This window comes from Streptomyces sp. NPDC055103, assembly GCF_053607625.1.
The window spans coordinates 81,302-105,797 of record NZ_JBSGTX010000004.1 but is presented as its reverse complement, the minus strand read 5'-3'; the positions used below and the strand labels follow the sequence as shown (position 1 = coordinate 105,797).

Below are 24,496 nucleotides of genomic sequence, written 5' to 3'. Positions count from 1 at the left end.
TCGGAGGCATAAACATCCTGTGAGGGGAACCTGTCGATGAGCTACAACCAGCCGGGCCCGTACGGCGGCCAGCAGCCGCAGCAGCCCGGGCCGTACGGCCAGCCCGGTCAGCCCGGCCCGTACGGTCAGCAGCCGGGGCCGTACGGCCAGCCCCAGGCTCCGCAGCCCGGTTACGGATACCCGCAGCAGGCCCCGCAGGGCGTCCCTCCGCAGCAGGCCCCTTACGGATACCCGCAGCAGCCCCAGCAGCCCGGCCCGTACGGCCAGCAGCCGCAGTACGGCGCCCCCCAGGGCCCCGGCGGCTACATGCCGCACCCGCCGGCCCCGAAGAAGTCGAAGACGGGCCTCGTCATCGGCGCGGTCGCGGTCGTCGCGGCGCTCGGCGTCGGCGCGTACTTCCTGCTCGGCGGCGGTGGCTCCTCGGTCGCGGACGACGGCCCGCACAAGCTGACGACCCCGGAGACGGTGCTCACCGAGTACAAGAAGCAGCCCGGCAAGGAGGGCGGCGACAAGGACTCCCTCAAGGAGGCCCAGCAGAACGGCGTCAAGAACGCCACGAACGTCGGCGCCAGCTACCAGGTGAAGGACCCGGCCAACCCGCTCGGCGGCAAGCTCCTCTCCTTCAGCGGCCTCTACGGCGAGATCGACGACCCCGAGAAGGTCATCGACAACGTCTTCGCGAGCATCAAGACGGAGTCCGAGAAGGACAAGGGCGCGAGCACGGCCGGGGAACCGAAGATGGAACTGGAGGGCAGCCCGCAGGAGTTCACTCCCGCGGAGCTCGACGGCGCGCTCCTCAAGTGCCAGCAGGCCAAGTCCAAGGCCGACCCGGCCAGCTCCACCCCGGCGATGGCCATGACGTTCTGCGTGTGGGCGGACCACAGCACGGTCGGCTTCGTGACCCCGGTCAACATGGCCGACATGCTCGCGGGCAAGGCAGGCTCGATGGAGGACGCCGCCTCCATCACCGCCAAGCTGCGCAAGGAAGTCCGCGTCAAGCTCTGAACCCCGGCGTCACCGACCGGACATGAGTGAGGGGGTCCCGCCTCGAAGGTGGGACCCCCTCACTCATGACTCACTCGCCGTCAGGCCGACTTCTCGTGCCTGCCGTCGTTCTTCACGATCCGGGGGACCAGCGTCGGGTTGACGTTGTTCCGGACGACGTCCGCCGTGATGACGACCCGGGCCACGTCCTTGCGGGACGGGACCTCGTACATCACCGACTGGAGGACCTCCTCCATGATGGCGCGCAGGCCGCGCGCGCCGGTGCCGCGCAGGATCGCCTGGTCGGCGATGGCCTCCAGGGCCGGGCGGTCGAAGTCCAGCTCCACGCCATCGAGTTCGAAGAGGCGCTGGTACTGCTTCACCAGCGCGTTACGCGGCTCGACGAGAATCTGGAGGAGCGCCTCGCGGTCCAGGTTGTGGACCGAGGTGAGGACGGGGAGACGGCCGATGAACTCCGGGATCATCCCGAACTTCACCAGGTCCTCCGGCATGACCTCCTGGAACTGGTCGCTCGCCTCGATCTCGCGCTTGGAGCGGATGGTCGCCCCGAAGCCGATGCCCTTGGCGCCCGCCCGCGACTCGATGATCTTCTCGAGGCCGGCGAAGGCACCGCCCACGATGAAGAGCACGTTCGTCGTGTCGATCTGGATGAACTCCTGGTGCGGGTGCTTCCGGCCGCCCTGCGGCGGTACGGAGGCCGTGGTGCCCTCCAGGATCTTGAGGAGGGCCTGCTGGACGCCCTCACCGCTCACGTCACGCGTGATCGACGGGTTTTCGCTCTTACGGGCGACCTTGTCGATCTCGTCGATGTAGATGATCCCGGTCTCGGCCTTCTTGACGTCGTAGTCGGCCGCCTGGATCAGCTTGAGCAGGATGTTCTCGACGTCCTCGCCGACATAGCCGGCCTCCGTCAGCGCCGTCGCGTCGGCGATGGCGAACGGGACGTTGAGCATGCGCGCCAGCGTCTGGGCCAGCAGCGTCTTGCCGGAGCCCGTGGGGCCCAGCAGCAGAATGTTGGACTTCGCCAGTTCGATGGCGTCGTCCCGACCCTGCGCGCCGCCGTTCTCACCGGCCTGGACGCGCTTGTAGTGGTTGTACACCGCGACCGAGAGGGCCTTCTTCGCGGGCTCCTGCCCGACGACGTACCCCTCGAGGAACTCGTAGATCTCACGGGGCTTGGGGAGTTCCTCCCACCGCACCTCGCTCGTCTCCGCGAGTTCTTCCTCGATGATCTCGTTGCAGAGGTCGATGCACTCGTCGCAGATGTACACACCGGGTCCTGCGATGAGCTTCTTCACCTGCTTCTGGCTCTTTCCGCAGAACGAGCACTTGAGCAGGTCGCCGCCATCACCGATGCGTGCCACGAGGTGCTTCCCCTTCGCCTGGGAGTGCTTGGTTCAGCGACTCCTGGTGCCTCATATTCGACGGTACCTTGCCGGGCCCCCCGTTCGGGCCCCCCTTGGCACGGTTCACATGGACGGGAATGCGTCCTGTGCCCCGTGCCGAGGGAAGGTCGGGCGTCAGCGCTCCGAGGAGGCCGTGCTCTTGCGGGTCGACACGATCTGGTCGACCAGGCCGTACGCGAGGGCGTCCTCAGCGGTCAGGATCTTGTCACGCTCGATGTCCTCGCGGATCTTCTCGATCGGCGTCGAGGAGTGCTTCGCCAGCATCTCTTCGAGCTGGCTGCGCATCCGCAGGATCTCGCGGGCCGCGATCTCCAGGTCGGAGAGCTGCTCACGGCCGGTGCCACCGGAGGGCTGGTGGATCAGCACGCGCGCGTTCGGCAGGGCCATCCGCTTGCCGGGCGTACCGGCGGCGAGCAGCACGGCCGCGGCGGAGGCCGCCTGGCCCATGCAGACCGTCTGGATGTCCGGCTTCACGAACTGCATCGTGTCGTAGATCGCCGTCAGCGCGGTGAAGGAACCACCGGGGCTGTTGATGTAGATGGAGATGTCGCGGTCCGGGTCCATCGACTCCAGGCACAGGAGCTGCGCCATGACGTCGTTGGCCGAGGCGTCGTCGATCTGCACGCCGAGGAAGATCACGCGCTCCTCGAAGAGCTTCGCGTACGGGTCGTACTCGCGGACGCCCTGCGAGGTGCGCTCGACGAAGCGCGGAACGACGTAGCGGTTGTCCATCGGAGCGCCGGTGTAGAGGCCGCTCGCGGAGAGGTTGTTCTGCATCTGGGGGTTCACCGTCCTGGTGGCGTTCGGTGGGCTGGGGCTCTTGAGCGGACTGCCGGGGCTCAGGCGCCCGTGCCGCCGCCGCCGGGAACACCCGCGGCGTGCGTGATGATGTCGTCGATGAGGCCGTAGTTCTTGGCCTCCTCCGCGGTGAACCAGCGGTCGCGGTCACCGTCGCGGATGATCGCCTCGACGGTCTGGCCGGAGTGGTGCGAGGTGATCTCGGCCATGCGCTTCTTCGTGCGAAGGAGGTACTCGGCCTGGATCTTGATGTCGGAGGCCGTGCCGCCGATGCCGGCGGAGCCCTGGTGCATCAGGATGTCGGTGTTCGGCAGGGCGAAGCGCTTGCCGGCGGTGCCCGCGGTGAGCAGGAACTGGCCCATGGAGGCCGCCATGCCCATACCGATGGTGACGACGTCGTTCGGAATGAACTGCATGGTGTCGTAGACGGCCATGCCGGCCGTCACGGAGCCACCGGGGCTGTTGATGTACAGGAAGATGTCCTTCTCCGGCTCGGCGGCCAGGAGGAGCATCTGAGCGGTGATCTTGTTGGCGATCTCGTCGTCGACCTGCTGGCCGAGGAAGATGATCCGCTCGCCGAGCAGCCGGTTGTAGACATGGTCGCCGAGGCCGCCACCGATGGACGGCTCACCCGCGGCGTAAGGCTTCAGATTCGTCACGTATCCACCTGCTCGTCTCCGACGGCCAAGGCCGTCTCAGCGTCTCGTTCCGAGGGCAGTGCCCTCGTATTCATGGACCCTAACGCGCAGGTAGGACAACGCCATCCCGGTTCCCGAACTGTTCGCTGGGAGCGCAAGGTCGGCGGTGACGTGTCACCCGGTCCGGGTACGTCCACGGGCCCGTACGCACAGCAGTGCGTACGGGCCCGTGGAGCGGGGTTCCGCGCGGGGCGCGGAGCCGCTTACTTGTCCTCGGAGACCTCGGACTCGCCGGTGACGGCCTCGACGGCCTCGGCGGCGGTCTCGACCTCGTCCTCGTCGTCGGAGAGGTCGACGACCTCACCGTTGCTGTCGAGGACCTTGGCGGCCTCGACGACGACCGCGAGGGCCTTGCCGCGGGCGACCTCGCCGACGAGCATCGGCACCTGGCCGCCCTGGGCCACGGCCTGGGCGAACTGGTCGGGGCTCATGCCGGAGGAGGCGGCACGACGGAAGAGGTGCTCGGTGAGCTCCTCGCGGGAGACGTCGAGCTTCTCCTTGTTGACGAGCTCATCCAGGATGAACTGCGTCTTGATGCCCTTCTCGGCCTGCTCCTTGGTCTCGGCCAGGAACTCTTCCTCGGTCTTGCCCTGGAGCTCCAGGTACTTCGCGAGGTCGATGCCCATCTGGCCGAGCTGGTGGTGCTCCAGGTTGTGCTTGCGGGTGTTGATCTCGTCCTCGAGAAGCTTCTCGGGCATCGGGACCTCGACCAGCTTGAGGAGCTCGTCGAGGACGCGCTCCTGGGCCTGGGTGGCCTGGTCGAACTGCTTCATGTTCTCGAGGCGCTTGCGGCTGTCGGCCTTGAGCTCGTCGAGGGTGTCGAACTCCGACGCCATCTGCGCGAACTCGTCGTCCAGCTCGGGAAGCTCACGGGCGGCGACGGTGATGACCTTGACGGTCACCTCCGCGTCCTTGCCCTCGGCGGAGCCGCCCTTCAGCTGCGAGGTGAAGGTGGCCTCGCCACCGGCCTCCAGGCCCTTGACGGCCTCGTCGATGCCGTCGAGCAGCTCGCCGGAACCGATGGTGTACGAGACACCGTCGGCGACACCGTCGGGGAGGACCTCGCCGTCGACCTTGGCCTCGAGGTCGATGGTGACGACGTCGCCGTCCTGGGCGGCCCGCTCGACCGTGGAGGTCGAGGCGAAGCGCTCACGGAGCTGCTCCACCGACTTCTCGATGTCCTCTTCGGTGACCTCGACCGCGTCGACGGTGACCTCGATGCCGGAGTAGTCCGGGATCTCGAGCGTCGGGCGGATGTCGACCTCGGCGGTGAAGGCCAGCAGCTCGCCGTCCTTCAGCTCCGTGATGTCGACCTCGGGCTGACCCAGCGGGTTGACCTCGGCCTCGTTGACGGCCTCGGTGTAGAACTTCGGGAGCGCGTCGTTGACGGCCTCCTCCAGCACGGCGCCGCGGCCGAACCGCTGGTCGATCACGCGAGCCGGGATCTTGCCCTTACGGAAGCCCTTGACCGTGACCTGCTGGTTGATCTTCTTGTACGCCGCGTCGAGGCTGTCCTTGAGCTCCTCGAAGGGCACCTCGACAGTGAGCCGAACCCGAGTCGGGTTCAGGGTCTCCACGGCGCTCTTCACGGTTCGGTCTCCTTGTGGCTGATTCCAGGAATCCGCCGGCTCCGCGACAAAGCGACTCCGGCGGGGCGGCCCGGTCAGAAAGACACACGGGCACGCAGCTTGCATAGTAGCCGCAAGCGGGGAGGCGGCCATAACGTGATCAAGAACGCGGCCGGTGGGCGCGTGATCGTCATGGTCGGGGTGGCGGGATTTGAACCCACGGCCTTCCGCTCCCAAAGCGGACGCGCTACCAAGCTGCGCCACACCCCGTCGGTGCGACACGTAGGGTACATGGACGGAGACAGTGCGGCGCCCCCCGTTTTACGGGTGTGCGGAAAGGGCCTCGGACCCGCTACCATGCTGTCCGTGCCGCGGTCCTCGTGACCTGCGGCGTAACGCTGTGCGGGTGTAGCTCAATGGTAGAGCACTAGTCTTCCAAACTAGCTACGCGGGTTCGATTCCCGTCACCCGCTCCACGGTCTCGGGGCCGGTCCGGAGAAGTCTCTCCGGACCGGCCCCGAGGCGTTTCCGGAGGCGCTTCCCGAAGTGCCTGCGGAGGCGCTTCGGGAGGTTCGCGAGATGCCGGGTCCGGCAGGGTCGCGCAGACTGGGCTCAGCCCGTCTTCCGCCGCACCGGAGGTAGCGATGAAGGACCTGAAGTTCGAGCGGAAGCGCTCGCTGTCCCGTCACGAGGTGGCCGATCAGCTGGCCGCGCTCGCCGCCGCTCTGCGGGAGGGCGGGGAGGCCGAACTCGAGCTGGGGTCCGGAACGCTGAGTCTGCGCATCCCCGACGAGCTCCGCAGCGAGGTGGAGTTCGAGGTCGGCGACGGGGAGATCGAGCTGGAGATCGAGCTCAAGTGGTCGACGCGAGGCCCCCGCGAGACGGCGGCGCCGAGTACCGCCGTCGCGGGCAGCGACATGGGGGCGAAACGGTCCGCTCCGAAGCCGGCCGGAAAGCCGGCCGGGGCCGCGAGACAGGCCGGGACCGCCAAGCCGGCGAACGGCGCCAAGGCGGGCAGGACGGCCAAGTCGTCGGCCAGGACGGCCAAGGCGGCCAAGCCCGCGAAGTAACCCGTGAAGTAGCGCGGAACGTCTCAGAACTTGATGGAGCCGACGGTCTGCGTTATCGAGTCCAGGAAGCGCTGGATGTCGTCGGCCATGCCGGTGGAGGCGAGGAAGAAGCCGAAGAGCACCGCGATCACGGCCGGTCCGCCCTTGAGGTTCCCCCCGCGGATCAGCACCACCAGGATGATTGCCAACAGCAACACCACAGACAGTGAAATGGCCACAACTGCTCACACCCTCGGTCGGTCCGCCTTGCCCGCCGGGGAGCGCACGTCGCACACCACCCCCCGCTGTCTCCATGGTGCCATCAACTCCCATGCCCCCGCCGCCTCGTGACGAATCGCCGTGGAGAAGATCACGTCACACGGAGCCGGCCGGTCAGCCGCGGCGGGAGATGAGGAGCAGCGCCCGGTCGTCGTTGACGTCCTTGGCGACGGCCTCGATCAGGTGCCAGGCGACGCCCTCGAAGCCCTCGGCGACGCAGCGGTCGGCCTCGCCGGTGAGCCGGTCGATGCCCTCGGCGATGTCCCGGTCGGCAGCCTCGACGAGGCCGTCGGTGAAGAGCATGAGGACGTCGCCGTGGAGCAGGGAGCCCTTGACCGGGTGGAACTCGGCGCCGTCGTAGACGCCGAGGAGGGGGCCTTCCGCGGCCTTCTCCTCCCAGCGGCCACTGCCCGCGTGGAGCTGGAGCGCGGGGAGGTGGCCGGCGGAGAAGAGTTCGTAGTCGCCGGAGTCCAGGTCGAGGACGAGGTGGATGGAGGTGGCGAAGCCCTCGTCCCAGTTCTGGCGGAGCAGGTAGCCGTTGGCGGCGGGGAGGAAACCGTGCGGCGGGAGTGAGCCGAGGAGGCCGCCGAAGGCGCCGGAGAGCAGCAGGGAGCGGGAGGCCGCGTCCATGCCCTTGCCGGAGACGTCGGTGAGGACGACCTCCAGGGTGCGGCCGCCGTGCGTGCGGGCGGCGACGACGAAGTCGCCGGAGAAGGACTGGCCGCCGGCCGGGCGGAGCGCCATCTCGCGGTGCCAGCCCTGCGGGAGCCGGGGCAGGGCGCTCTGCACGCGGATGCGTTCGCGCAGGTCGAAGAGCATGGTGCCGCCGCGCCGCCAGGGCACGCCGACGCGGGCGCGGAACTGGGCGATGAGGAGGCCGAAGAGTCCGCAGGCGGCGACGGTGAGGACGGTGCCGGGGGTGACCCGGGCGGGGCCCTGGGTGTACGGGCCGAGGACGACGGACTCGACGATGAGGGCGCCGGCGGAGGCCGCGTACAGACCGAGGAGGCTGGCGGGGCGCAGCAGCAGTCCGCCGGCCACGATGGGCAGGACGAGCGCGGCGGGCGCGCACCAGACCGGGTTGAGGAGGGTGCCGCAGGCGATGGCCGGAATCATCAGCAGGAGTCCGGCGAAGGCGAGCCAGTCGGCGCCGTCCCCGCGGAAGTAGTCGACGCCGGACCTGCGCAGCGCGATGCGTGCCCGGCGGGCGCGTCTGCGCGTCCGGGCCGCGTACGTGTTCACTCCCGCGCGGTGTCCCATTGGCCTGGACCCTATCCACCCCGTCCGACATCGTGCAGGGGTACCCCGGTGACAATGTGCGTGAAATCAGGTCGCCCCGGACGTGCGGCGCTGATATCGATGGCATATGACTACTGATCTGCGGGTGCTCGACCCGAACGACTGGGACCGCTGGTACGAGGTTCTGGAGCTGGCGTTCGGGGGCCTTCACGAACCTACGGAGGCGCGCGGCCTGTGGCGGGACCTGACGGAGTGCGAGCGGTCGCTCGGCGCCTGGGACGGGGACCTGTGCGTGGGGACGGCGGGCGCCTTCTCGTTCCGGCTGGCGGTGCCGGGAGGGGCGCTCGTACCGGCGGCCGGGGTGACGATGGTGAGCGTGGCCGGCACGCACCGGCGGCGCGGGATCCTCACCTCGATGATGCGGCGGCAGTTGGACGACGTACGGGCGGCGGGTGAGCCGGTCGCGGTGCTGACGGCCTCGGAGCCGGTGATCTACGGGCGGTTCGGTTACGGCGCCGCGTCCTGGGCCGAGCACGCGACGATCGACACGAACCGGGTGCGGCTCGCGGTGCCGGACGGCACGGACGGGGTGAGGCTGCGGCAGGCGGATCTGGTGAAGTCCTCGGCGGTCTGCGAGGAGGTGTACGCCCGGCTGGTCCCGCTGCGGCCGGGCATGGTGGCCCGGGGGCCCGGCTGGGAGCGACTGCCGCTGCTGGACCCGGAGTCGGAGCGCGGGGGCTCCTCGCCGCGGCGGTGCGTGCTGGCGGAGCGGGACGGGGAGGTCGTGGGGTTCGCGCACTACGCGGTCAAACCGAACTGGTCGTTCGCGGGGGCGGACGGTTCGGTGGGGGTGCAGCAGGTGTGCGCGCTCGACCCGGTGGCGGAGGCGGCGCTGTGGCGGTTCCTGTGCTCGGTGGACCTGACGTCGACGGTACGGATCCACAGCAGTCCCGTGGACGGCGCGTGGCGCCATCTGGTGTCGGACGTGCGGCGGTGCGAGCCGACGGCGAGGGAGGTGCTGTTCGTCCGGGTCGTGGAGGTGGGCGCGGCGCTGGAGGCGCGGACGTACCAGGCGCCGGTGGACGTGGTGTTCGAGGTCGAGGACGCGTTCTGTCCCTGGAACGAGGGACGTTGGCGGCTGACGGGTGACGCGAAGGGCGCGATGTGCGTCCGGACGGACGACCTGGCTGATCTGTCGCTGTCCGTCCGCGAGTTGGGGGCGGCGTACCTCGGCGGGACCTCGCTGGTGTCGCTGGCGGCGGCCGGGCGGGTGCGCGAGCTGCGGGAAGGGGCGCTCGTGGAGGCGTCGGTGGCCTTCGGGTCGCCGGTGGCGCCGTGGCTGCCCCACGGGTTCTAGGGGGTGTTTCGAAAGTGGCGTCGTCTGCCCGAAGGGCAGGCCGGGCGGCGTCTGGTGCGTGCGATCGCAAGGCGGAGGGTCGTCCCGATACTGGTGTATCGGGATGATCCCGACAACGCGGCGAGCGTGCGTGCCAGGCGTCGCCCGGCAGACGGGACTTTCGAAACACGTCCCAGGACGGGGCCTGGACCGCTAGCGGGTCTGGCAGGCCGGGCACCAGAAGAGGTTGCGGGCGGCGAGGTCCGCGGTGCGGATCTCGGTGCCGCAGATGTGGCAGGGCTGGTGGGTCCTGCGGTAGACGTACACCTCGCCGCCGTGGTCGTCGACGCGCGGCGGGCGGCCCATCGCCTCGGGCGTGTGCTCGGGGCGGACGGTGTCGATGCGGTTGAGGCGGACGCCCTCGCGCATGAGGGCGGCGAGGTCGGTCCAGATCGCGTCCCACTCCCCCGGCGTCAGGTCCCTGCCCGCGCGGTAGGGGTCGATGCCGTGCCGGAAGAGGACCTCGGCGCGGTAGACGTTGCCGACGCCCGCGATGACCTTCTGGTCCATGAGCAGGGCGGCGATCGTGGTGCGGGACTTCGAGATCCGGCGCCAGGCCTTGCCGGGGTCGTCGCCGGGCCTGAGCGGGTCGGGGCCGAGGCGGTCGTGTATCGCCCGCTTCTCGGCGTCCGTGATGTACGCGCAGGTCGTCGGGCCGCGGAGGTCGACGTATCCGTCGGTGTTCGCGAGCCGCAGGCGGACCGTGTCCGTGGGCGGCGGGACGGGCGCGCCGCCGAAGTTCACCTTGCCGAAGAGGCCGAGGTGGATGTGGATCCATTCCTCGCCCCGGAAGCCGAGGAAGAGGTGCTTGCCGTGGGCCTCGGTGGTCTCCAGGACGCCGCCGTCGAGCAGGGCCGCCGAGTCGGCGAACCGGCCCTGGGGGCTGGAGACGCGCACGGGCCGGCCGCCGAACCGCTCGCGGTGGTCGGCGGCCAGCCGGTGGATGGTGTGCCCTTCAGGCATCAGGCAGTGGGGCCCTGCGGGTGGTGCGCCGGGATCGGGGGGAGCTCGCCGGTGTTCTCGTACGCGGTGAGCATGTCGATCCGGCGGGTGTGGCGCTCGTCACCCGAGTACGGCGTGCTCAGGAAGATCTCGACGAACTTCGTCGCCTCTTCCCGGGTGTGCATGCGGCCACCGACGGAGATCACGTTGGCGTTGTTGTGCTCGCGGCCGAGGGCGGCGGTCTGCTCGCTCCAGGCGAGGGCGGCGCGCACCCCCTTCACCTTGTTCGCGGCGATCTGCTCGCCGTTGCCGGAGCCGCCGATGACGATGCCCAGGCTGTCCGCGTCCGCGGCCGTCTTCTCGGCGGCGCGCAGGCAGAACGGCGGGTAGTCGTCGAGGGCGTCGTAGATGTGCGGACCGCAGTCGACGGGCTCGTGGCCGTGTGCCGTGAGCCACTCGACGAGGTGGTTCTTGAGTTCGTAGCCGGCGTGGTCGGAACCGATGTAGACGCGCATGGTGCCGAGTGTGGCATGTCAGGGGCCGGGTAGCGGTCAGCGGGGTCGGGACGTTCACCCGGCCTGGTACGGACCTTCGACTCTCGCGGAGTGGTCCTCGCAACGATCCGGAATGAGGCCTTCCGATCACCCCCTTCCACAGGGTTCAATGCTCGGGCTCGCGAACCGAGCGCCCCCCACACGCAAGGAAGCGTTCATGAACACGCAACCGACCCTGACGAAGGACGGCGAGGAGACCGGCACCACCGGTACGGCGCCTTCCTCCGACGGTCTCAAGGCCGGTCTCAAGAACCGTCACCTCTCGATGATCGCCATCGGCGGCGTCATCGGTGCCGGCCTCTTCGTCGGCTCCGGCTCCGGCATCGCCGCGGCCGGCCCCGCGATCCTGCTGTCCTACTTCCTCGTCGGCGCCATGGTCGTCTTCGTGATGCGGATGCTCGGCGAGATGGCCGCCGCCCGGCCGTCCTCCGGCTCCTTCTCCGCCTACGCCGACCGGGCGCTGGGCCGCTGGGCCGGCTTCAGCATCGGCTGGCTGTACTGGTTCTTCTGGGTCGTGGTCCTCGCCGTCGAGGCGACCGCGGGCGCCAAGATCCTGGAGGGCTGGGTCCCGGCCGTACCGCAGTGGGGCTGGGCGCTCATCGTGATGGTGGTGCTCACCCTCACCAACCTCGGCTCGGTCGCCTCGTACGGCGAGTTCGAGTTCTGGTTCGCCGGCATCAAGGTCGTGGCCATCGGCGCCTTCGTCGTCATCGGCATGCTCGCGGTCTTCGGCGTGCTGCCGGGCTCGGACAACCCGGGCACGGGCTTCGCGCACCTCACCGACACCGGGGGCTTCTTCCCGATGGGCGCGGGCGCGGTCCTCACCGGTGTGCTGATGGTCGTCTTCTCCTTCATGGGCAGCGAGATCGTCACCCTCGCCGCCGGTGAGTCCGAGGACCCGCAGAAGGCCGTCACCAAGGCCACCAACAGCGTGATCTGGCGGATCGGCGTCTTCTACCTGGGCTCGATCTTCGTCGTCCTCGCCCTGCTGCCGTGGAACGACAAGTCGATCGTCGAGAAGGGCTCGTACGTCGCCGCCCTCGACTCCATCGGCATCGCGAACGCCGGCCAGATCATGAACGTGATCGTCCTGACGGCCGTCCTGTCCTGCCTGAACTCGGGCCTCTACACCGCTTCGCGCATGGCCTTCTCGCTCGGTCAGCGCGGCGACGCGCCGAAGGCCTTCGCCAAGGTCAGCAAGCGGGGCGTGCCGACGGCGGCGATCCTCGGCTCGGTCGTCTTCGGCTTCGTCGCGGTCTTCTTCAACTACAAGTGGCCGGAAACCGTCTTCGCGTTCCTGCTGAACTCCTCCGGCGCGGTCGCGCTCTTCGTCTGGCTGGTCATCTGCGTGACCCAGCTGAAGATGCGCGGCATCATCCTGCGGGAGACGCCGGAGAAGCTCGTCGTGAGGATGTGGCTCTTCCCGTACCTGACCTGGGCGACGATCGGCATGATCGTCTTCGTCCTCGGCTACATGCTGTACGACGGCGGCAGCGCCCGTGAGCAGGTCGTGCTCTCGCTGCTCGTCGCCGCGCTCGTGATCGCGATCGCGCTGGTCCGGCAGTGGCGGGCGAAGGCCGCCGACCGGTCGTAGTCGGTACGCGTACGAGAGGGCCCGCCGTTCCCCCGGAACGACGGGCCCTCTCGCGTACCGCGACCGGCTCAGCCCGTGCGGCCGACGAGCTTCCAGGCGGCCGGCAGGGCGCCCATGGCGAGCGCTGCCTTGAGCGCGTCGCCGATCAGGAACGGGGTGAGGCCCGCGGCGACGGCCTGGCCGAAGGTCATGCCGGTGGCGAGCGCCAGGTAGGGCACGCCGACCGCGTAGATGATCGCGGAGCCGAGGGCCATCGCGCCGGCCGTGCGGAGCACCGAGCGGTCGGCGCCGCGGCGGGCGAGGGCGCCGACGACGGTCGCGGCGAGCATCATGCCGAGGATGTAGCCGAAGGACGGCATGCCGTAGCCGGAGGTGGCCTGCGCGAACCACGGCACGCCCGCCATGCCCGCCACGGCGTACGCGGCGAGGGCCAGGAAGCCGCGGCGGGCGCCGAGCGCGGTACCGACGAGCAGGGCGGCGAAGGTCTGGCCGGAGACGGGCACCGGGCTGCCGGGGACCGGGACGGAGATCTGCGCGGCGAGGCCGGTGAGGGCGGCGCCGCCGACGACCAGGGCGATGTCGCGGGCGCGACTGGCCGGGAGCAGGTCGGCGAGGACGGAACCCGCACGGAGGGAACGGACGGGGGCGGTGGCGGTGCTCATCGGTACTCCGCGGGGGTGAGGGTGGGTGGACAGGTTGACGGTATGCCAGGAGTGAGCGCCCGATCACGGTCAGCCGCCCACAAAGCGACGGTCGAGCACTTCGTGGAGATCGAACAAAATCCGCCGATCACACCTCGCGCCACGTGACGCTTGTCACTGGGGACTCGTGCGCGGAGGTCCCTTTTGCGCCAGGGCGCCGAAACTGGAGAGACTGTGGAGTCTCCATAAACCGTCCGCAAATCCGTACTGCTCAATGTCAACTCCTCGGCCGGAGAAGACGAAGCCCTTCGGCTTGGCCGCCCCACCGATTCGCGCTCCCGACCGCCCCCTACGGCAGGGCGGTCACGGGTCGCATCCCCCGGATCCGGGGCGGGACTGTTGACGAAGCCCCACACCAGGGCGCCGCGCTTGGCGATTGGGTGGCGTGCCGGGCCTCCCGGCGCGCACGCTTCTTGAGTCGCCGCACCGATGAGCGGGTGCGCTTGGCCTGCGGTTCGGCCTTCTTGCGGGCCTGCCGGCGCCGGTGCCGATTCAGGCGGCGGCCGGTGCAGCTGGCGGCGACCACCGTAGGACGGCCGGTTCGGCCTGAGCTCCGATCCGCCAGAACCAGCAGATATCGTGCGCCTCTTCACACCTGTCTTGCCTCCATGCCGAAGTGCGGCATGACCTGCTATGCACCCCCTCCACGAATCGAAGCCGAACGTTCACCTTGTGTGAAGATGGTGACCGTATATCGGACGCCCGTTCCCTCTGTGCGGTGACGCCCCACAGACTGTGGGCTCCCTCCCCGTCTCAGCTAGTGAACAGGGCTCGCCCATGTCTCGGACCACCGCGCCCGCGCCGGCCGACCGCAAGGACGGCGCGACCGCACCCGCCGAGGGCCTCACGCACGGCCTGAAGCAGCGCCACCTCTCGATGATCGCCCTCGGCGGCGTCATCGGTGCCGGACTCTTCGTCGGCTCCGGCGCCGGCATCGCCGCCGCCGGGCCCTCGATCGTGATCGCCTACGCCATATCGGGCGTCCTCGTCATGCTCGTGATGCGCATGCTCGGCGAGATGTCGGCGGCGAACCCGGCCTCGGGTTCCTTCTCCGTCCACGCCGAGCGGGCCTTCGGCTCCTGGGCGGGCTTCACCTCGGGCTGGGCCTTCTGGTTCCTGCTCTGCGTCGCCGTCGGCCTGGAGGGCATCGGCGCGGCGAAGATCATGACCGGCTGGTTCCCCGGCAGCCCCGAGTGGGCCTGGGTCGCGCTCTTCATGGTGGTCTTCTGCGCTGCCAACCTGGCGGCGGTGAAGAACTTCGGCGAGTTCGAGTTCTGGTTCGCCGCGCTGAAGGTCGGCGCGATCGTCCTCTTCCTCGGCATCGGCGTGCTCGCCATCACCGGCCTCCTGCCGGGCACGGACGCCCCCGCCCCCGGCACCACGAACCTCACCGGTGACGGCGGCTTCTTCCCGCACGGCTCCGAGGGCCTGATCGTCGGTCTGCTCGCCTCCGTCTTCGCGTACGGAGGCCTGGAGACGGTCACCATCGCGGCCGCCGAGTCCGAGCACCCGGTGCAGGGCGTCGCCAAGGCCGTCCGTACGGCGATGTGGCGGATCGCGCTCTTCTACATCGGCTCGATGGCGGTCATCGTCACCCTCGTCCCGTGGGACGACAAGGCGGTCGTCGAGAAGGGCCCGTACGTCGCCACCCTCGACCACCTGGGCATCCCGGGGGCCGGCCAGATCATGAACGTGGTCGTGCTCGTCGCCCTGCTCTCCGCGATGAACGCCAACATCTACGGCGCCTCCCGCATGGCCGGTTCGCTCGTGGCGCGCGGCCAGGGCCCGAAGGCGCTCGGCGCGCTCTCCGGCGGGGTCCCGCGCGCGGCCGTCCTCGTCTCCTCCGTCTTCGGCTTCGGCTGTGTGCTGCTGAGCTACTGGCGGCCGGACGACATCTTCATCTGGCTGCTCAACACCATCGGCGCGATCATCCTCGTCGTCTGGTTCTTCATCGCCGCCTCGCAGCTGGTGCTGCGCCGCCGCACCGAGCGCGAGGCGCCGGAGAAGCTGGTCGTGCGGATGTGGGCCTTCCCGGTGCTGACCTGGGTGGCGCTGGCCGGCATGGCGGTGATCTTCGCCCTGATGGCCCGCGAGGAGGGCACGCGTGCGCAGCTGTACTGGACGGGCGGCCTGACGCTGCTGCTCGCTGCCGTCGGCTTCGTACGCCAGAAGGCGGCGGGGCGTACGGCCTGATCCGTACCGCCCCGCTCTGAAACCCCGGAACCCCCGAACCGCCGCCGGTTCGGGGGTTTCGCCGTGTGGGGACTCCCGGACCCAGGGCGAAGGACTGATCAACATCTCCCGCACCTGCTGTTAATCTGCATTTGCGCATAGGTTGCAATAAGCAGAGCCATCGAAGGGGCCGGGCACATGGCGATCTACACACTTCCGGAGCTGCCGTACGACTACGCGGCGCTGGAGCCGGTGATCAATCCGCAGATCATCGAGCTGCACCACGACAAGCACCACGCCGCGTACGTCAAGGGCGCGAACGACACCCTGGAGCAGCTGGAGGAGGCTCGCGACAAGGATCAGTGGGGCGCGATCACCGGCCTGGAGAAGAACCTCGCGTTCCACCTCTCCGGCCACATCCTCCACTCCATCTACTGGAACAACATGGACAGCCCGAAGGGCGGAGGCGGCGGCGAGCCGCTGGCCGCCGACGGCGTCGGTGACCTCGCGGACGCGATCACCGAGTCCTTCGGCTCCTTCGCCAAGTTCAAGGCCCAGCTGACGAAGGCCGCCGCGACCACCCAGGGCTCCGGCTGGGGCGTCCTCGCGTACGAACCGATCAGCGGCCGGCTCATCGTCGAACAGGTCTACGACCACCAGGGCAACGTCGGCCAGGGCTCGGTCCCCGTCCTCGTCTTCGACGCCTGGGAGCACGCCTTCTACCTGCAGTACAAGAACCAGAAGGTGGACTTCATCGAGGCCATGTGGCAGGTCGTCAACTGGCAGGACGTGCACAAGCGCTACCAGGCCGCCAAGGCCTCCGTACCGCTGATCTCGTTCTGACCGCTCCCCCGACTCCTGCTCGTGATCGTCTTCTCAGCCTTCACGCCGCAGGTGGATGAACGAAGAACCCCCGTGATGACGTGAATCACGGGGGTTCTTCTGTGCCGCGACGCGGACCAGCGGTGCGGACTACTCGAAGCTGGGTGCCGCCGTCCGGGTGCGCTTGATCTCGTAGAAGCCGGGCGTCGACGCCACGAGCAGCGTGCCGTCCCACAGCCGGGCCGCCGCGTCGCCGCGCGGGGTCGGGGTGACGACCGGGCCGAAGAAGGCGACCTCGTCGCCCGTCGGGCCCGGCACCGCGATGACCGGCGTACCGACGTCCTGGCCGACCTTCCCGATGCCCTCCGTGTGCGAGGCGCGCAGCTCGGAGTCGTAGGTGTCCTTCTCGGCGAAGTCCGCGAGGTCCTCCGGCAGGCCGACGTCCGTCAGCGCGCCGACGATCGCCTCACGGGTCGGGCCCTCGCCGTTGTTGTGGAAGCGGGTGCCGAGCGCCGTGTAGAGCTTGCCGACGACCTCGTCACCGTGCAGCTGCTGGGCGGCGACGACGACCCGGACCGGGCCCCAGGCCTGGGTCTCCATCATCTCGCGGTACTCGACCGGGAGCTCTTCGAGCCGGTTCTCGTTGAGCACGGCCAGGCTCATGACCTTCCAGCGCACGTCGACCGGGCGGACCTGCTCCACCTCCAGCATCCAGCGGGAGGTCATCCAGGCCCACGGGCACAGCGGGTCGAAGTAGAAGTCGGCGGTGGTCCTGCTCTCGGACATGTCACTCCTCGGTAAGGCCGTGCTGGACGTCGTGCTGAAGGGGGTGCGCCGAAAGGAGCCAACGCCACGGACGCTCGGAGGCATTCCCGTGTGCCGCGTGACAGTGGCACATGGGAGGATCGGTGCTGTTTCGAACGTGCCACGAAGGAGTGACCGTGCCCGGTGAGAATCTGTCCCGCGACGAGGCCCACGAGCGGGCCGCGCTGCTGTCCGTCGACGGGTACGAGGTCGTCCTCGACCTGCGCTCGGCGGTCGGCGACTCCGCCGAGGCGGTGCGCACCTTCCGTTCGGAGACGACGATCCGCTTCCGCCGGACCGGCGAGGGCACGAGCACGTTCGTCGACCTGATCGCCCCGTCCGTGACCGCGATCACCCTCAACGGGCGTTCCCTGGACCCGGCCGTCGTCTTCGACGGCTCGCGGATCGCCGTCGACGGCCTCGCCGACGAGAACGTGCTCGTGGTGGACGCGCGGTGCGCCTACAGCCGGACCGGCGAGGGCATGCACCGCTTCGTCGACCCGGAGGACGGCGAGGTCTACCTCTACACGCAGTACGAGCCGGCCGACGCCCGCCGTGTGTACGCGAACTTCGAGCAGCCCGACCTCAAGGCCCCATACCGCTTCGCGGTGACCGCGCCCGAGGGGTGGACGGTCTGGTCGAACGGCGCCGGGGAGCAGGACGCCGAGGGTGTGTGGCGGTTCGCCGAGACGGCGCCGATCTCCACGTACATCACGTGTGTCGTGGCGGGCCCGTACCACTACGTGACCGACAGCTACACGCGCGGCGATCTGGAGATCCCGCTCGGCGCGATGTGCCGCAAGAGCCTCGCGAAGCACTTCGACGCGGACGACGTCTTCCTGATCACCAAGCAGGGCTTCGACTTCTTCCGCGACAACTTCGACTACCCGTACCCCTTCGGGAAGTACGACCAGGCCTTCGTCCCCGAGTACAACCTCGGTGCGATGGAGAACCCGGGCATGGTGACCTTCCGCGAGGAGTACATCTACCGGGGCAAGGTCACGCAGGCCGCGTACGAGGCCCGGGCCAACGTCATCCTTCACGAGATGGCGCACATGTGGTTCGGCGACCTGGTCACCATGGTGTGGTGGGACGACCTGTGGCTGAAGGAGTCCTTCGCGGACTTCATGGGCTCCTTCGTGAACGCCGAGGCGACCCGCTTCACCAACAGCTGGGTGACCTTCGCCAACAACCGCAAGGCCTGGGCGTACCGCGCCGACCAGCTGCCGTCCACGCACCCGATCACGGCCGACATCCGTGACCTGGAGGACGCCAAGCTCAACTTCGACGGCATCACGTACGCCAAGGGCGCGTCGGTGCTGAAGCAGCTCGTGGCGTACGCGGGCCGGGACGCGTTCCTGGAGGGCGCGCGCCGCTACTTCAAGCGCCACGCGTACGGGAACACGCGCCTCGCCGACCTGCTCACGATCCTGGAGGAGACCTCCGGCCGTGACATGACGTCCTGGGCGAAGTCCTGGCTCCAGACCTCCGGCGTGAACACGCTGACCCCGGCCGTCACCTACGACGCGGAGGGCCGGATCACCGAGCTCGCCGTCGTCCAGGAGGGCGGGGAGCTGCGTCCGCACCGCGCGGCGGTCGGCCTCTACCGGCTGTCGGCCTCCGGCGACCTCGTGCGCTTCGCGCGCGCCGAGGCCGACATCACGGGCGCCCGGACGGTCGTCGCCGAGCTGGCGGGCGAGGAGAAGCCCGACCTGGTGCTCGTCAACGACGACGACCTGACGTACTGCAAGGTCCGCTTCGACGAGGGCTCGCTCGCCACGCTGCGCGCGCACCTCGGCGACATCACCGACCCCCTGGCCCGCGCGCTGTGCTGGTCGGCGCTGTGGAACCTGACCCGTGACGGGCTGATGCCCGCCCGGGACTTCGTCGCCGTCGCGCTCGCCTTCGCGGGCCGCGAGACCGACATCGGCGTGCTCCAGATGGTGCACGCCTGGGCGAAGTCGGCCGTCAGCCTCTACGCGGCGCCCGCGTGGCGCGAGGAGGGCGGGCGGCTGCTCGCCGAGGGCGGGCTGCGCGAGCTGCGGCTGGCCGAGCCGGGCAGCGAGCACCAGCTGACCTGGGCGCGGTTCTTCGCGGCCACGGCCGGTACGGACTCCGACTTCCAGCTCCTGGAGGGGCTGCTCGACGGCACGGCGAGGATCGACGGGCTCGACGTCGACCAGGAGCTGCGCTGGGCGCTGCTCTCCCCGCTGGCCGTGCACGGCCGGGCGGACGAGGACCGGATCGGCGAGGAGCTGTCCCGGGACGACACCGCGACGGGCAAGCGCCACCAGGTCCGGCTGCTCGCCTCGCGGCCCTCGGCGGCCGTCAAGGCGCAGGCCTGGGCGCAGGTCGTCGAGTCGGACGCCCTGTCGAACGCGCTGGTGGAGGCGACGATCGCGGGCTTCGTCCAGCCCACGCAGCGCGAGCTGATCGCCCCGTACGCGGAGAAGTACTTCGCGGCGATCGAGCAGCTGTGGGCCGAGCGGTCCATCCAGATCGGCATCGACGTGGTCAAGGGCCTCTTCCCGGGGCTCCAGGACAGTGACGCGACGCTGGCCGCGGCGGACGCCTGGCTGACGGCGCACGAGTCGGCCGCGCCGGCGCTGCGCCGCCTCGTCCTGGAGGCGCGGGACGACCTGGCGCGTGCGCTGCGCGCGCAGGCCTGCGACGGCCTGGCCGCCGCGTAGCCCTGTCTCTCCGGTGGGGGTCGCGCGCTTCGGCGTGCGGCCCCCGCCGGCGTGCGGCCCCCAGCGGCGTGCGCGGGGCGTCGGCATGCGGCCCCCAGCGGCGCGCGGGGGCCGTCGGGGATGCCGCCGGGACGACCGCCCCTTTCGGCACTCGAACGCGCGTACTTTAGGGCGAGGTTGTCCCTAAATGTCGACGAGCGTGTAACAGGGGTTAGGGGAGCCTTCGGGAGCGGAAGACCCCCGGCATGAACCACAACACCCCCATCACCCCCCACCCCCTCTCCCTCGCCTCCCGCACCGGCCGCACCCAACGACTGGCGTCCGCAGCCCAGTTGAGGGCCCAGGGCGTGCCGGCCGGTGAGGTCGCCGCGCGCTGCCGGCCCGGCGGCGGCTGGCAGCAGCTCCTCCCGGGCGTCTTCCTCCTCCAGCCCGGGCCTCCGACCAGCGAGGACCGGCTCAACGCCGCGCTCCTGTACGCCCGTCGGGCCGGGACGCTGCCCCTCCAGGGGCCCGAGGCGATGATCACCGGGCTGGCCGCGCTGACCCTGCACCGCTTCTCCTCCGCTCCCCCGCTCACCGCCCTGGACCGGATCGACGTGCTCGTCCCGCGCACCCGGCGGCTGCGCTCCACCGGCTGGGTGCGGGTGGTGCGCGCCGTCGAGAACCCCGAGCCCCTGGAGCTCACCGGCGTCCCCGTCGCCCCGGCCGCCCGCGCCGTCGCCGACGCGGTCTCGGGCCTCTCGGACGCCGAGACCGTACGCCGGCTGCTCACCGAGGCGGTCCGCGGCGGGCACTGCGAACCAGCCGCGATCGTCCGGGAGTTGAGCCGGGCTCGGCTGCTCACCCGGCCGCACGTGGTGGACGCGGTGGACACCCTCCTCGCGGAGGGGCGCTCGCTCTCCGAGGAGCGGCTGTACGAGATGGTGCGGGAGTTCGGACTGCCCGACCCGCTGTGGAACGTGGACCTGCGGCTGCCGGGCGGCCCGCACCTGGGCGGGGTGGACGCCTACTGGCCGGACCAGTCGGTCGCCGTCGAGCTGGACACCCGGGCGCCCCGGCAGGAAGACGACGCGCTGTGGTCGGAGTACACGCGCAAGCGCGAGCACCTGGAGCGGCTCGGCATCACGGTCGTCCACCTGACCCCGCGCAAGCTGCGCGAGGCCCTCGACCAGCAGGCCACCGTGGTCCGTACGGCCCTGATGGCCGCGCCGGACCGGCAGCCCTCCGCGTACGTCGTCGTCCTGCCGCGGTGAGCGGTGGGAGGTCAGCCCTTCGGGGGGACGTCCTTCGGGGTGACCCCACAGAACTCGGCCTCCAGGACGGCCATGGTGTCGCCCGTCCAGTCGGCGTTGAAGTTCAGGGCGAGCGAGTGGGTGCCGTCCTTGGTGGTCGCGGCCATCGAGGAGGAGCCGTGGATGCCGCCGCCGTGGCCCCAGACCTCCTTGCCGCAGCTCAGCTCGGTCTGCATGAGGCCGAGGCCGTACCCCGCCCCGGGGGCGATGGTGGTCATCTCGTTCAGCTCGGCCTTCGGGAGCAGCCGGCCCGTGAGCAGCGCGCGGTAGAAGGTCTGGAGGTCGCGCGAGTCGGAGATCATCTCGCCGGCCGCGTAGGCGAGGGTGGGGCTGAGCCGGCTGACGTCGTGGACCGGACCGCTCGGGTCGCCGCCGAAGGAGAGCTTGGACCAGGCCGGTGAGCTCGGGTTCGGCATCGAGACGTCGGCGCCGGGGACGCTGGTGGCGCGGAGCTTGAGCGGCTTGATGACGCGGTTCTCGACCGCCTTGCCGTACGGGCGGCCCGTGACCTTCTCGATCACCATGCCGGCCAGGACGTAGTTGGTGTTGGAGTAGTTCCAGGCGGTGCCGGGGGCGAAGTCCGGGGCGTGGGTCATCGCGATGTCGACGAGCTGCTTCGGGGTCCACCGGTCGTAGCGGTGCTCCAGGAAGCCGGGACCGAAGACCTTCTCCTGGAAACCGGCGTCGGAGGTGACGCTGTAGACGCCGCTGGTGTGGTTGAGCAGCTGGCGGACGGTGATCCTGCCGCCGTCGTGGCCGTTGCCCTGGACGACTCCGGGCAGCCACTTCTCGACCGGGTCGTCGAGGTCGATCCGGCCCTCGGCCTGGAGCTGGAGGAGGACGGTGGCGACGAAGGTCTTGGTGATGGAACCGACGCGGTAGCGGTCGTTGCCCTTGCGCTCACCGGCGGTGCCGGTCCACGCCTCCCGCCCGTCGCGGGCCTGGGCGACGGCACCGGGGACCCCCGCGTCGACCGCGGCGCGGAGTGCCTGCTGGGTGGCCGCGTGGTCCTGCTTCGCCGGAGCGGGCGCGGGTGCGGACGCGGCCAGGGCTGGCGTGGCGAGGGCGGTGGCGGCGAGGCCGGCCACCAGGGTGGCGGCGACGACGGTGCGGGCGGTGCGTACGGCTGACATGCGGGCTCCCCTGTTGCTGCGCTCTGTACTGCGGTCGGCGGGGAGGACCGCGGGGCTGCTGGGACGGTTGAGCGGGATCGGGGTGGTTGAGTCCTTTTCGGCCTTTCGGCGGCGGGGTCAGCCGTTCGACGGATCGGCGAGGCGGGAGCGGCCCACGGGCGGTCGCTCGCGCCACAGGTCGAGGCCGATGTCGACGAGGGCGACGCGGGGCAGGCCGGGGACGGCGTCGAGCGGATGCCAGGCGGCGAGGTCCGTGGAACCGCCGGTCTCGTTGCGCAGTGCACCCCCGGTGACCTGCGCCTCGTAGATGATCCGCAGGCCCTGGAAGTCGCCGGGGCCGGCGAGACGGCGGAGCCGGCTCCGGCGGATCGAGTCGACGCCGAGGAGGGCGGTGGGTTCGGCGAGGTACCCCGTCTCCTCCTCGACCTCGCGGACGACGGTGTCGACGGGCTCCTCGCCGTGATCCATCCCGCCGCCCGGCAGGGTCCACTGCTTGTTGCCGTCGCTCGACACCCAGCGGGCGAGGAGGATCTCACCGTCACGGACACACACGGCGTAGGCCGCCACCCTCAACTCCTGCGTCATGCCCCGAGGTTAGAACCAGTACGCGGGATACGTCCGCCCCGCGGCACGGGCGCCGGCGAGGCCGACCGCGACCAGGAGGAGCGAGGCGAGGGCGAGAAGGCCGAGAAACGACCAGAACGGCGGGGCCTGGAGGGCGACGATCACGGCGGTGGCCGCGGCGGGTGAGTGCGGGGTGCGGGCGCACATCATCACGCCGAGGGCGAGGCCGCCCGCGACGGCGGCGCCCCAGAGGCCGGGGCCGGCCACGGCGAGGACCGCGAAACCGGTGAGGGCGGAGAGCAGTTGGCCGCCGACGACCGAGCGTGGCTGGGAGAGCGGCAGGTCGGGGGCGCCCGCGACCAGCGCCATGCTCGCCGCGAGCGGCGGGATGAGCAGGGGCTGGTCGAGCAGGGTGCCGAGAGCGACCAGGAGGAGGAGCGCGGTGACGGCGGCGGCGGTACCGACAAGGAGGACGCGGGGGCGGGGGCGGGCGGGGGGACGGGGGCGGGCGGGGAGGGGGGTGACGGCGGGTGTGGCGGGGGCCGCCGCTTCCGGAGCCGTCGCTTCGGAAGTCACCACCGCGGACGTCGCCACCGCGGACGTCGCCACCGCGGAAGTCGTCGCTTCGGGGGCCGGAGTCGTGGGCACGGGCGGTCCTCGTGTCAGGGGGCAGGGGATCAGGGGGCGGCAGGTCAGGAGGGTGTCGGGTTGACCGGGGAGTACTCCGGGGCGGACCAGCGCAGGGGGCTGCCGGCCGGGGTCTCCACCGTGCGCTCGATCCGGAAGCGGACGACGCGCCCCTCGGGGCCGACCTCGGTGTGCGCGAGGCCGCTGAGCTGGAGGGTCGTCCCCGTCTCCCAGTCGAGGAAGAGCAGGCCGGCGCGGCCGTCCTCCTCCAGGTTGCCCAGGGTCAGGAACATCGCGTTGCCTGGGTAGTCCCGCCAGCTGAGCTCCCCGGGCGCGTCGACCCGGACGAAGCCCGGGTTGCCGCCGCGGTGGCTCGCGTCGACGCCGTCGGGTGCGGTGGTGGTGACGAAGAAGGTGTCGGCGGCACGGACGCGGCGCACCTGGTCGGGGGTGAGCGCCTCGCCGTGCCGCACGTCGGCGGACCCGGGGCGGGCGGCGGAATCGGAGCCGTACCACTCCCGCTTCTGGAGGTACTTCGGGCAGTTGGAGAAGACCTGCTCGGCCTCGATGGTGAACCCGCGTGCGCTGGGCCGCGCGATGCCGTTGAGGCGCATGCGGCGGCGGGTGCGGGGGTCGAGGGCGATCGTGCCGACGGGGGTGCCGGCGGTGGTGACGGCGGCGGCGAGCGGGTCGTGGGCGGGGACGCCGCCGGCGACGGAGACGGTGTGGGGACCGGTGGCGCGGGTGAAGCCGGGGGCGCCGGTGAGGAGGGTGGACCAGACCCGGCCCTCGGGGTCGGCCGCGCCGACCACCAGCATCGGCTGGGCCTCCAGGAAGGCGGCGGCGACAGGGCGGATGCCGGGGGTGATGGAGCGGCCCACGTGCGCGGCGAGGTCGCGGACGCCGAAGCGGGACTGCACGGCGAGGGAGCCGGGGTTGTACGGGTCCATGACGGACCTCCCTGGAGTACGGAGGTGGGCGCGGCCGGGTCCGGACAGGGCCTGTCCTGACCGGCTCAGGGTCGGCCGGGTTCTAGGGCGTGTTTCGAAAGTCCCGTCTGCCGGGCGGCGTCTGGCAGAGGGACATTAGAAAAAACACCAAAAAAAAAAACCCCGTGGGGGGCCCACCCCCGGGGGGGTGGGGGTCATAAGCCCCCCACGGGA

At 70.5% G+C, this 24,496-nt stretch carries 22 protein-coding genes and 2 tRNA genes; 9 read left to right on the top strand and 15 right to left on the bottom strand.

The window, feature by feature from the left end:
* Positions 1–36 precede the first annotated feature (36 nt).
* Entirely contained in the window at positions 37–1,005 is a 969-nt protein-coding gene (locus ACWFR1_RS04590; protein WP_453546401.1) for a hypothetical protein, read from the top strand.
* A gap of 80 nt (positions 1,006–1,085) precedes the next feature.
* Here ACWFR1_RS04590 and clpX read toward each other — a convergent pair whose 3' ends face one another.
* The 5 genes from clpX to ACWFR1_RS04565 form a co-directional block, all read right to left on the bottom strand.
* Positions 1,086–2,369, bottom strand: a complete 1,284-nt coding sequence (gene clpX, locus ACWFR1_RS04585; RefSeq protein ID WP_015033605.1) for an ATP-dependent Clp protease ATP-binding subunit ClpX — start codon at positions 2,367–2,369, stop codon at positions 1,086–1,088.
* Positions 2,370–2,525: 156 nt separating this feature from the next.
* The gene (locus tag ACWFR1_RS04580) at positions 2,526–3,188 is read right to left on the bottom strand and encodes an ATP-dependent Clp protease proteolytic subunit (RefSeq protein ID WP_376405880.1); all 663 of its coding nucleotides are present in this window, start codon (positions 3,186–3,188) and stop codon (positions 2,526–2,528) included.
* Positions 3,189–3,250: 62 nt separating this feature from the next.
* Positions 3,251–3,868 carry an ATP-dependent Clp protease proteolytic subunit gene (locus ACWFR1_RS04575; RefSeq protein WP_453546398.1) on the bottom strand — a complete coding sequence of 206 codons (618 nt, stop codon included), beginning with the start codon at positions 3,866–3,868 and terminating at the stop codon, positions 3,251–3,253.
* Between the two features lie 242 nt (positions 3,869–4,110).
* The gene (gene tig / locus ACWFR1_RS04570; RefSeq protein ID WP_453546396.1) at positions 4,111–5,496 is read right to left on the bottom strand and encodes a trigger factor; all 1,386 of its coding nucleotides are present in this window, start codon (positions 5,494–5,496) and stop codon (positions 4,111–4,113) included.
* A 172-nt stretch (positions 5,497–5,668) separates the two neighbouring features.
* A tRNA-Pro gene (locus ACWFR1_RS04565) sits at positions 5,669–5,745 on the bottom strand.
* Between the two features lie 132 nt (positions 5,746–5,877).
* Here ACWFR1_RS04565 and ACWFR1_RS04560 point away from each other — a divergent pair.
* Positions 5,878–5,951 (top strand) — tRNA-Gly (locus ACWFR1_RS04560).
* Positions 5,952–6,119: 168 nt separating this feature from the next.
* The gene (locus ACWFR1_RS04555; RefSeq protein WP_453546393.1) at positions 6,120–6,545 is read left to right on the top strand and encodes an amphi-Trp domain-containing protein; all 426 of its coding nucleotides are present in this window, start codon (positions 6,120–6,122) and stop codon (positions 6,543–6,545) included.
* Positions 6,546–6,568: 23 nt separating this feature from the next.
* Here the strand turns inward: ACWFR1_RS04555 and ACWFR1_RS04550 are convergent, their stop codons facing one another.
* Together ACWFR1_RS04550 and ACWFR1_RS04545 are read right to left on the bottom strand one after the other, a co-directional pair.
* Positions 6,569–6,763, bottom strand: coding sequence for a hypothetical protein (locus ACWFR1_RS04550; protein WP_024755527.1), 195 nt, complete (start codon positions 6,761–6,763; stop codon positions 6,569–6,571).
* Between the two features lie 154 nt (positions 6,764–6,917).
* Positions 6,918–8,063: a PP2C family protein-serine/threonine phosphatase gene (locus tag ACWFR1_RS04545; protein WP_453546390.1), complete on the bottom strand. Its 1,146-nt coding sequence runs from the start codon at positions 8,061–8,063 to the stop codon at positions 6,918–6,920.
* 106 nt (positions 8,064–8,169) lie between these two features.
* Here ACWFR1_RS04545 and ACWFR1_RS04540 point away from each other — a divergent pair, with 106 nt between their 5' ends.
* Positions 8,170–9,399, top strand: a complete 1,230-nt coding sequence (locus tag ACWFR1_RS04540) for a GNAT family N-acetyltransferase (protein ID WP_453546388.1) — start codon at positions 8,170–8,172, stop codon at positions 9,397–9,399.
* 192 nt (positions 9,400–9,591) lie between these two features.
* Here ACWFR1_RS04540 and ACWFR1_RS04535 read toward each other — a convergent pair whose 3' ends face one another.
* Together ACWFR1_RS04535 and ACWFR1_RS04530 are read right to left on the bottom strand one after the other, a co-directional pair.
* Positions 9,592–10,401 (bottom strand): Fpg/Nei family DNA glycosylase, encoded by an 810-nt coding sequence (locus ACWFR1_RS04535; RefSeq protein WP_453546386.1) that lies wholly within the window; start codon positions 10,399–10,401, stop codon positions 9,592–9,594.
* Positions 10,401–10,895 carry a ribose-5-phosphate isomerase gene (locus ACWFR1_RS04530; RefSeq protein WP_453546384.1) on the bottom strand — a complete coding sequence of 165 codons (495 nt, stop codon included), beginning with the start codon at positions 10,893–10,895 and terminating at the stop codon, positions 10,401–10,403. The genes ACWFR1_RS04535 and ACWFR1_RS04530 overlap by 1 nt, the downstream gene beginning before the upstream one ends.
* 196 nt (positions 10,896–11,091) lie before the next feature.
* Between ACWFR1_RS04530 and ACWFR1_RS04525 the strand changes: the two genes are divergently transcribed.
* On the top strand, positions 11,092–12,528 hold the full coding sequence (locus ACWFR1_RS04525; protein WP_453546382.1) for an amino acid permease: 1,437 nt from the start codon (positions 11,092–11,094) through the stop codon (positions 12,526–12,528).
* A 68-nt stretch (positions 12,529–12,596) separates the two neighbouring features.
* Here ACWFR1_RS04525 and ACWFR1_RS04520 read toward each other — a convergent pair whose 3' ends face one another.
* On the bottom strand, positions 12,597–13,190 hold the full coding sequence (locus ACWFR1_RS04520; protein ID WP_453546379.1) for a biotin transporter BioY: 594 nt from the start codon (positions 13,188–13,190) through the stop codon (positions 12,597–12,599).
* An 816-nt stretch (positions 13,191–14,006) separates the two neighbouring features.
* On the opposite strand from ACWFR1_RS04520, the gene ACWFR1_RS04515 reads away from it, so the two are divergent.
* Positions 14,007–15,422, top strand: a complete 1,416-nt coding sequence (locus tag ACWFR1_RS04515) for an amino acid permease (protein WP_453546377.1) — start codon at positions 14,007–14,009, stop codon at positions 15,420–15,422.
* A gap of 177 nt (positions 15,423–15,599) precedes the next feature.
* On the top strand, positions 15,600–16,244 hold the full coding sequence (locus tag ACWFR1_RS04510; protein WP_453546375.1) for a superoxide dismutase: 645 nt from the start codon (positions 15,600–15,602) through the stop codon (positions 16,242–16,244).
* Between the two features lie 129 nt (positions 16,245–16,373).
* On the opposite strand, the gene ACWFR1_RS04505 is transcribed toward ACWFR1_RS04510, so the two are convergent.
* The gene (locus ACWFR1_RS04505) at positions 16,374–17,009 is read right to left on the bottom strand and encodes a mycothiol-dependent nitroreductase Rv2466c family protein (protein WP_453546373.1); all 636 of its coding nucleotides are present in this window, start codon (positions 17,007–17,009) and stop codon (positions 16,374–16,376) included.
* A gap of 155 nt (positions 17,010–17,164) precedes the next feature.
* On the opposite strand from ACWFR1_RS04505, the gene pepN reads away from it, so the two are divergent.
* Together pepN and ACWFR1_RS04495 are read left to right on the top strand one after the other, a co-directional pair.
* Positions 17,165–19,717: an aminopeptidase N gene (pepN, locus tag ACWFR1_RS04500; protein WP_453546371.1), complete on the top strand. Its 2,553-nt coding sequence runs from the start codon at positions 17,165–17,167 to the stop codon at positions 19,715–19,717.
* A 245-nt stretch (positions 19,718–19,962) separates the two neighbouring features.
* Entirely contained in the window at positions 19,963–20,970 is a 1,008-nt protein-coding gene (locus ACWFR1_RS04495; protein WP_453546369.1) for a hypothetical protein, read from the top strand.
* Between the two features lie 11 nt (positions 20,971–20,981).
* On the opposite strand, the gene ACWFR1_RS04490 is transcribed toward ACWFR1_RS04495, so the two are convergent.
* The 4 genes from ACWFR1_RS04490 to ACWFR1_RS04475 all read right to left on the bottom strand — a co-directional run bounded on the left by ACWFR1_RS04490 (position 20,982) and on the right by ACWFR1_RS04475 (position 24,283).
* The gene (locus ACWFR1_RS04490) at positions 20,982–22,142 is read right to left on the bottom strand and encodes a serine hydrolase domain-containing protein (protein ID WP_453546367.1); all 1,161 of its coding nucleotides are present in this window, start codon (positions 22,140–22,142) and stop codon (positions 20,982–20,984) included.
* A 117-nt stretch (positions 22,143–22,259) separates the two neighbouring features.
* The gene (locus ACWFR1_RS04485; protein WP_453546365.1) at positions 22,260–22,727 is read right to left on the bottom strand and encodes an NUDIX hydrolase; all 468 of its coding nucleotides are present in this window, start codon (positions 22,725–22,727) and stop codon (positions 22,260–22,262) included.
* A 9-nt stretch (positions 22,728–22,736) separates the two neighbouring features.
* Positions 22,737–23,282, bottom strand: coding sequence for an HPP family protein (locus ACWFR1_RS04480; RefSeq protein WP_453546573.1), 546 nt, complete (start codon positions 23,280–23,282; stop codon positions 22,737–22,739).
* A 116-nt stretch (positions 23,283–23,398) separates the two neighbouring features.
* Complete coding sequence (locus ACWFR1_RS04475) at positions 23,399–24,283, bottom strand: pyridoxamine 5'-phosphate oxidase family protein (RefSeq protein WP_453546363.1); 885 nt, start codon at positions 24,281–24,283, stop codon at positions 23,399–23,401.
* Between the last annotated feature and the right edge of the window lie 213 nt (positions 24,284–24,496).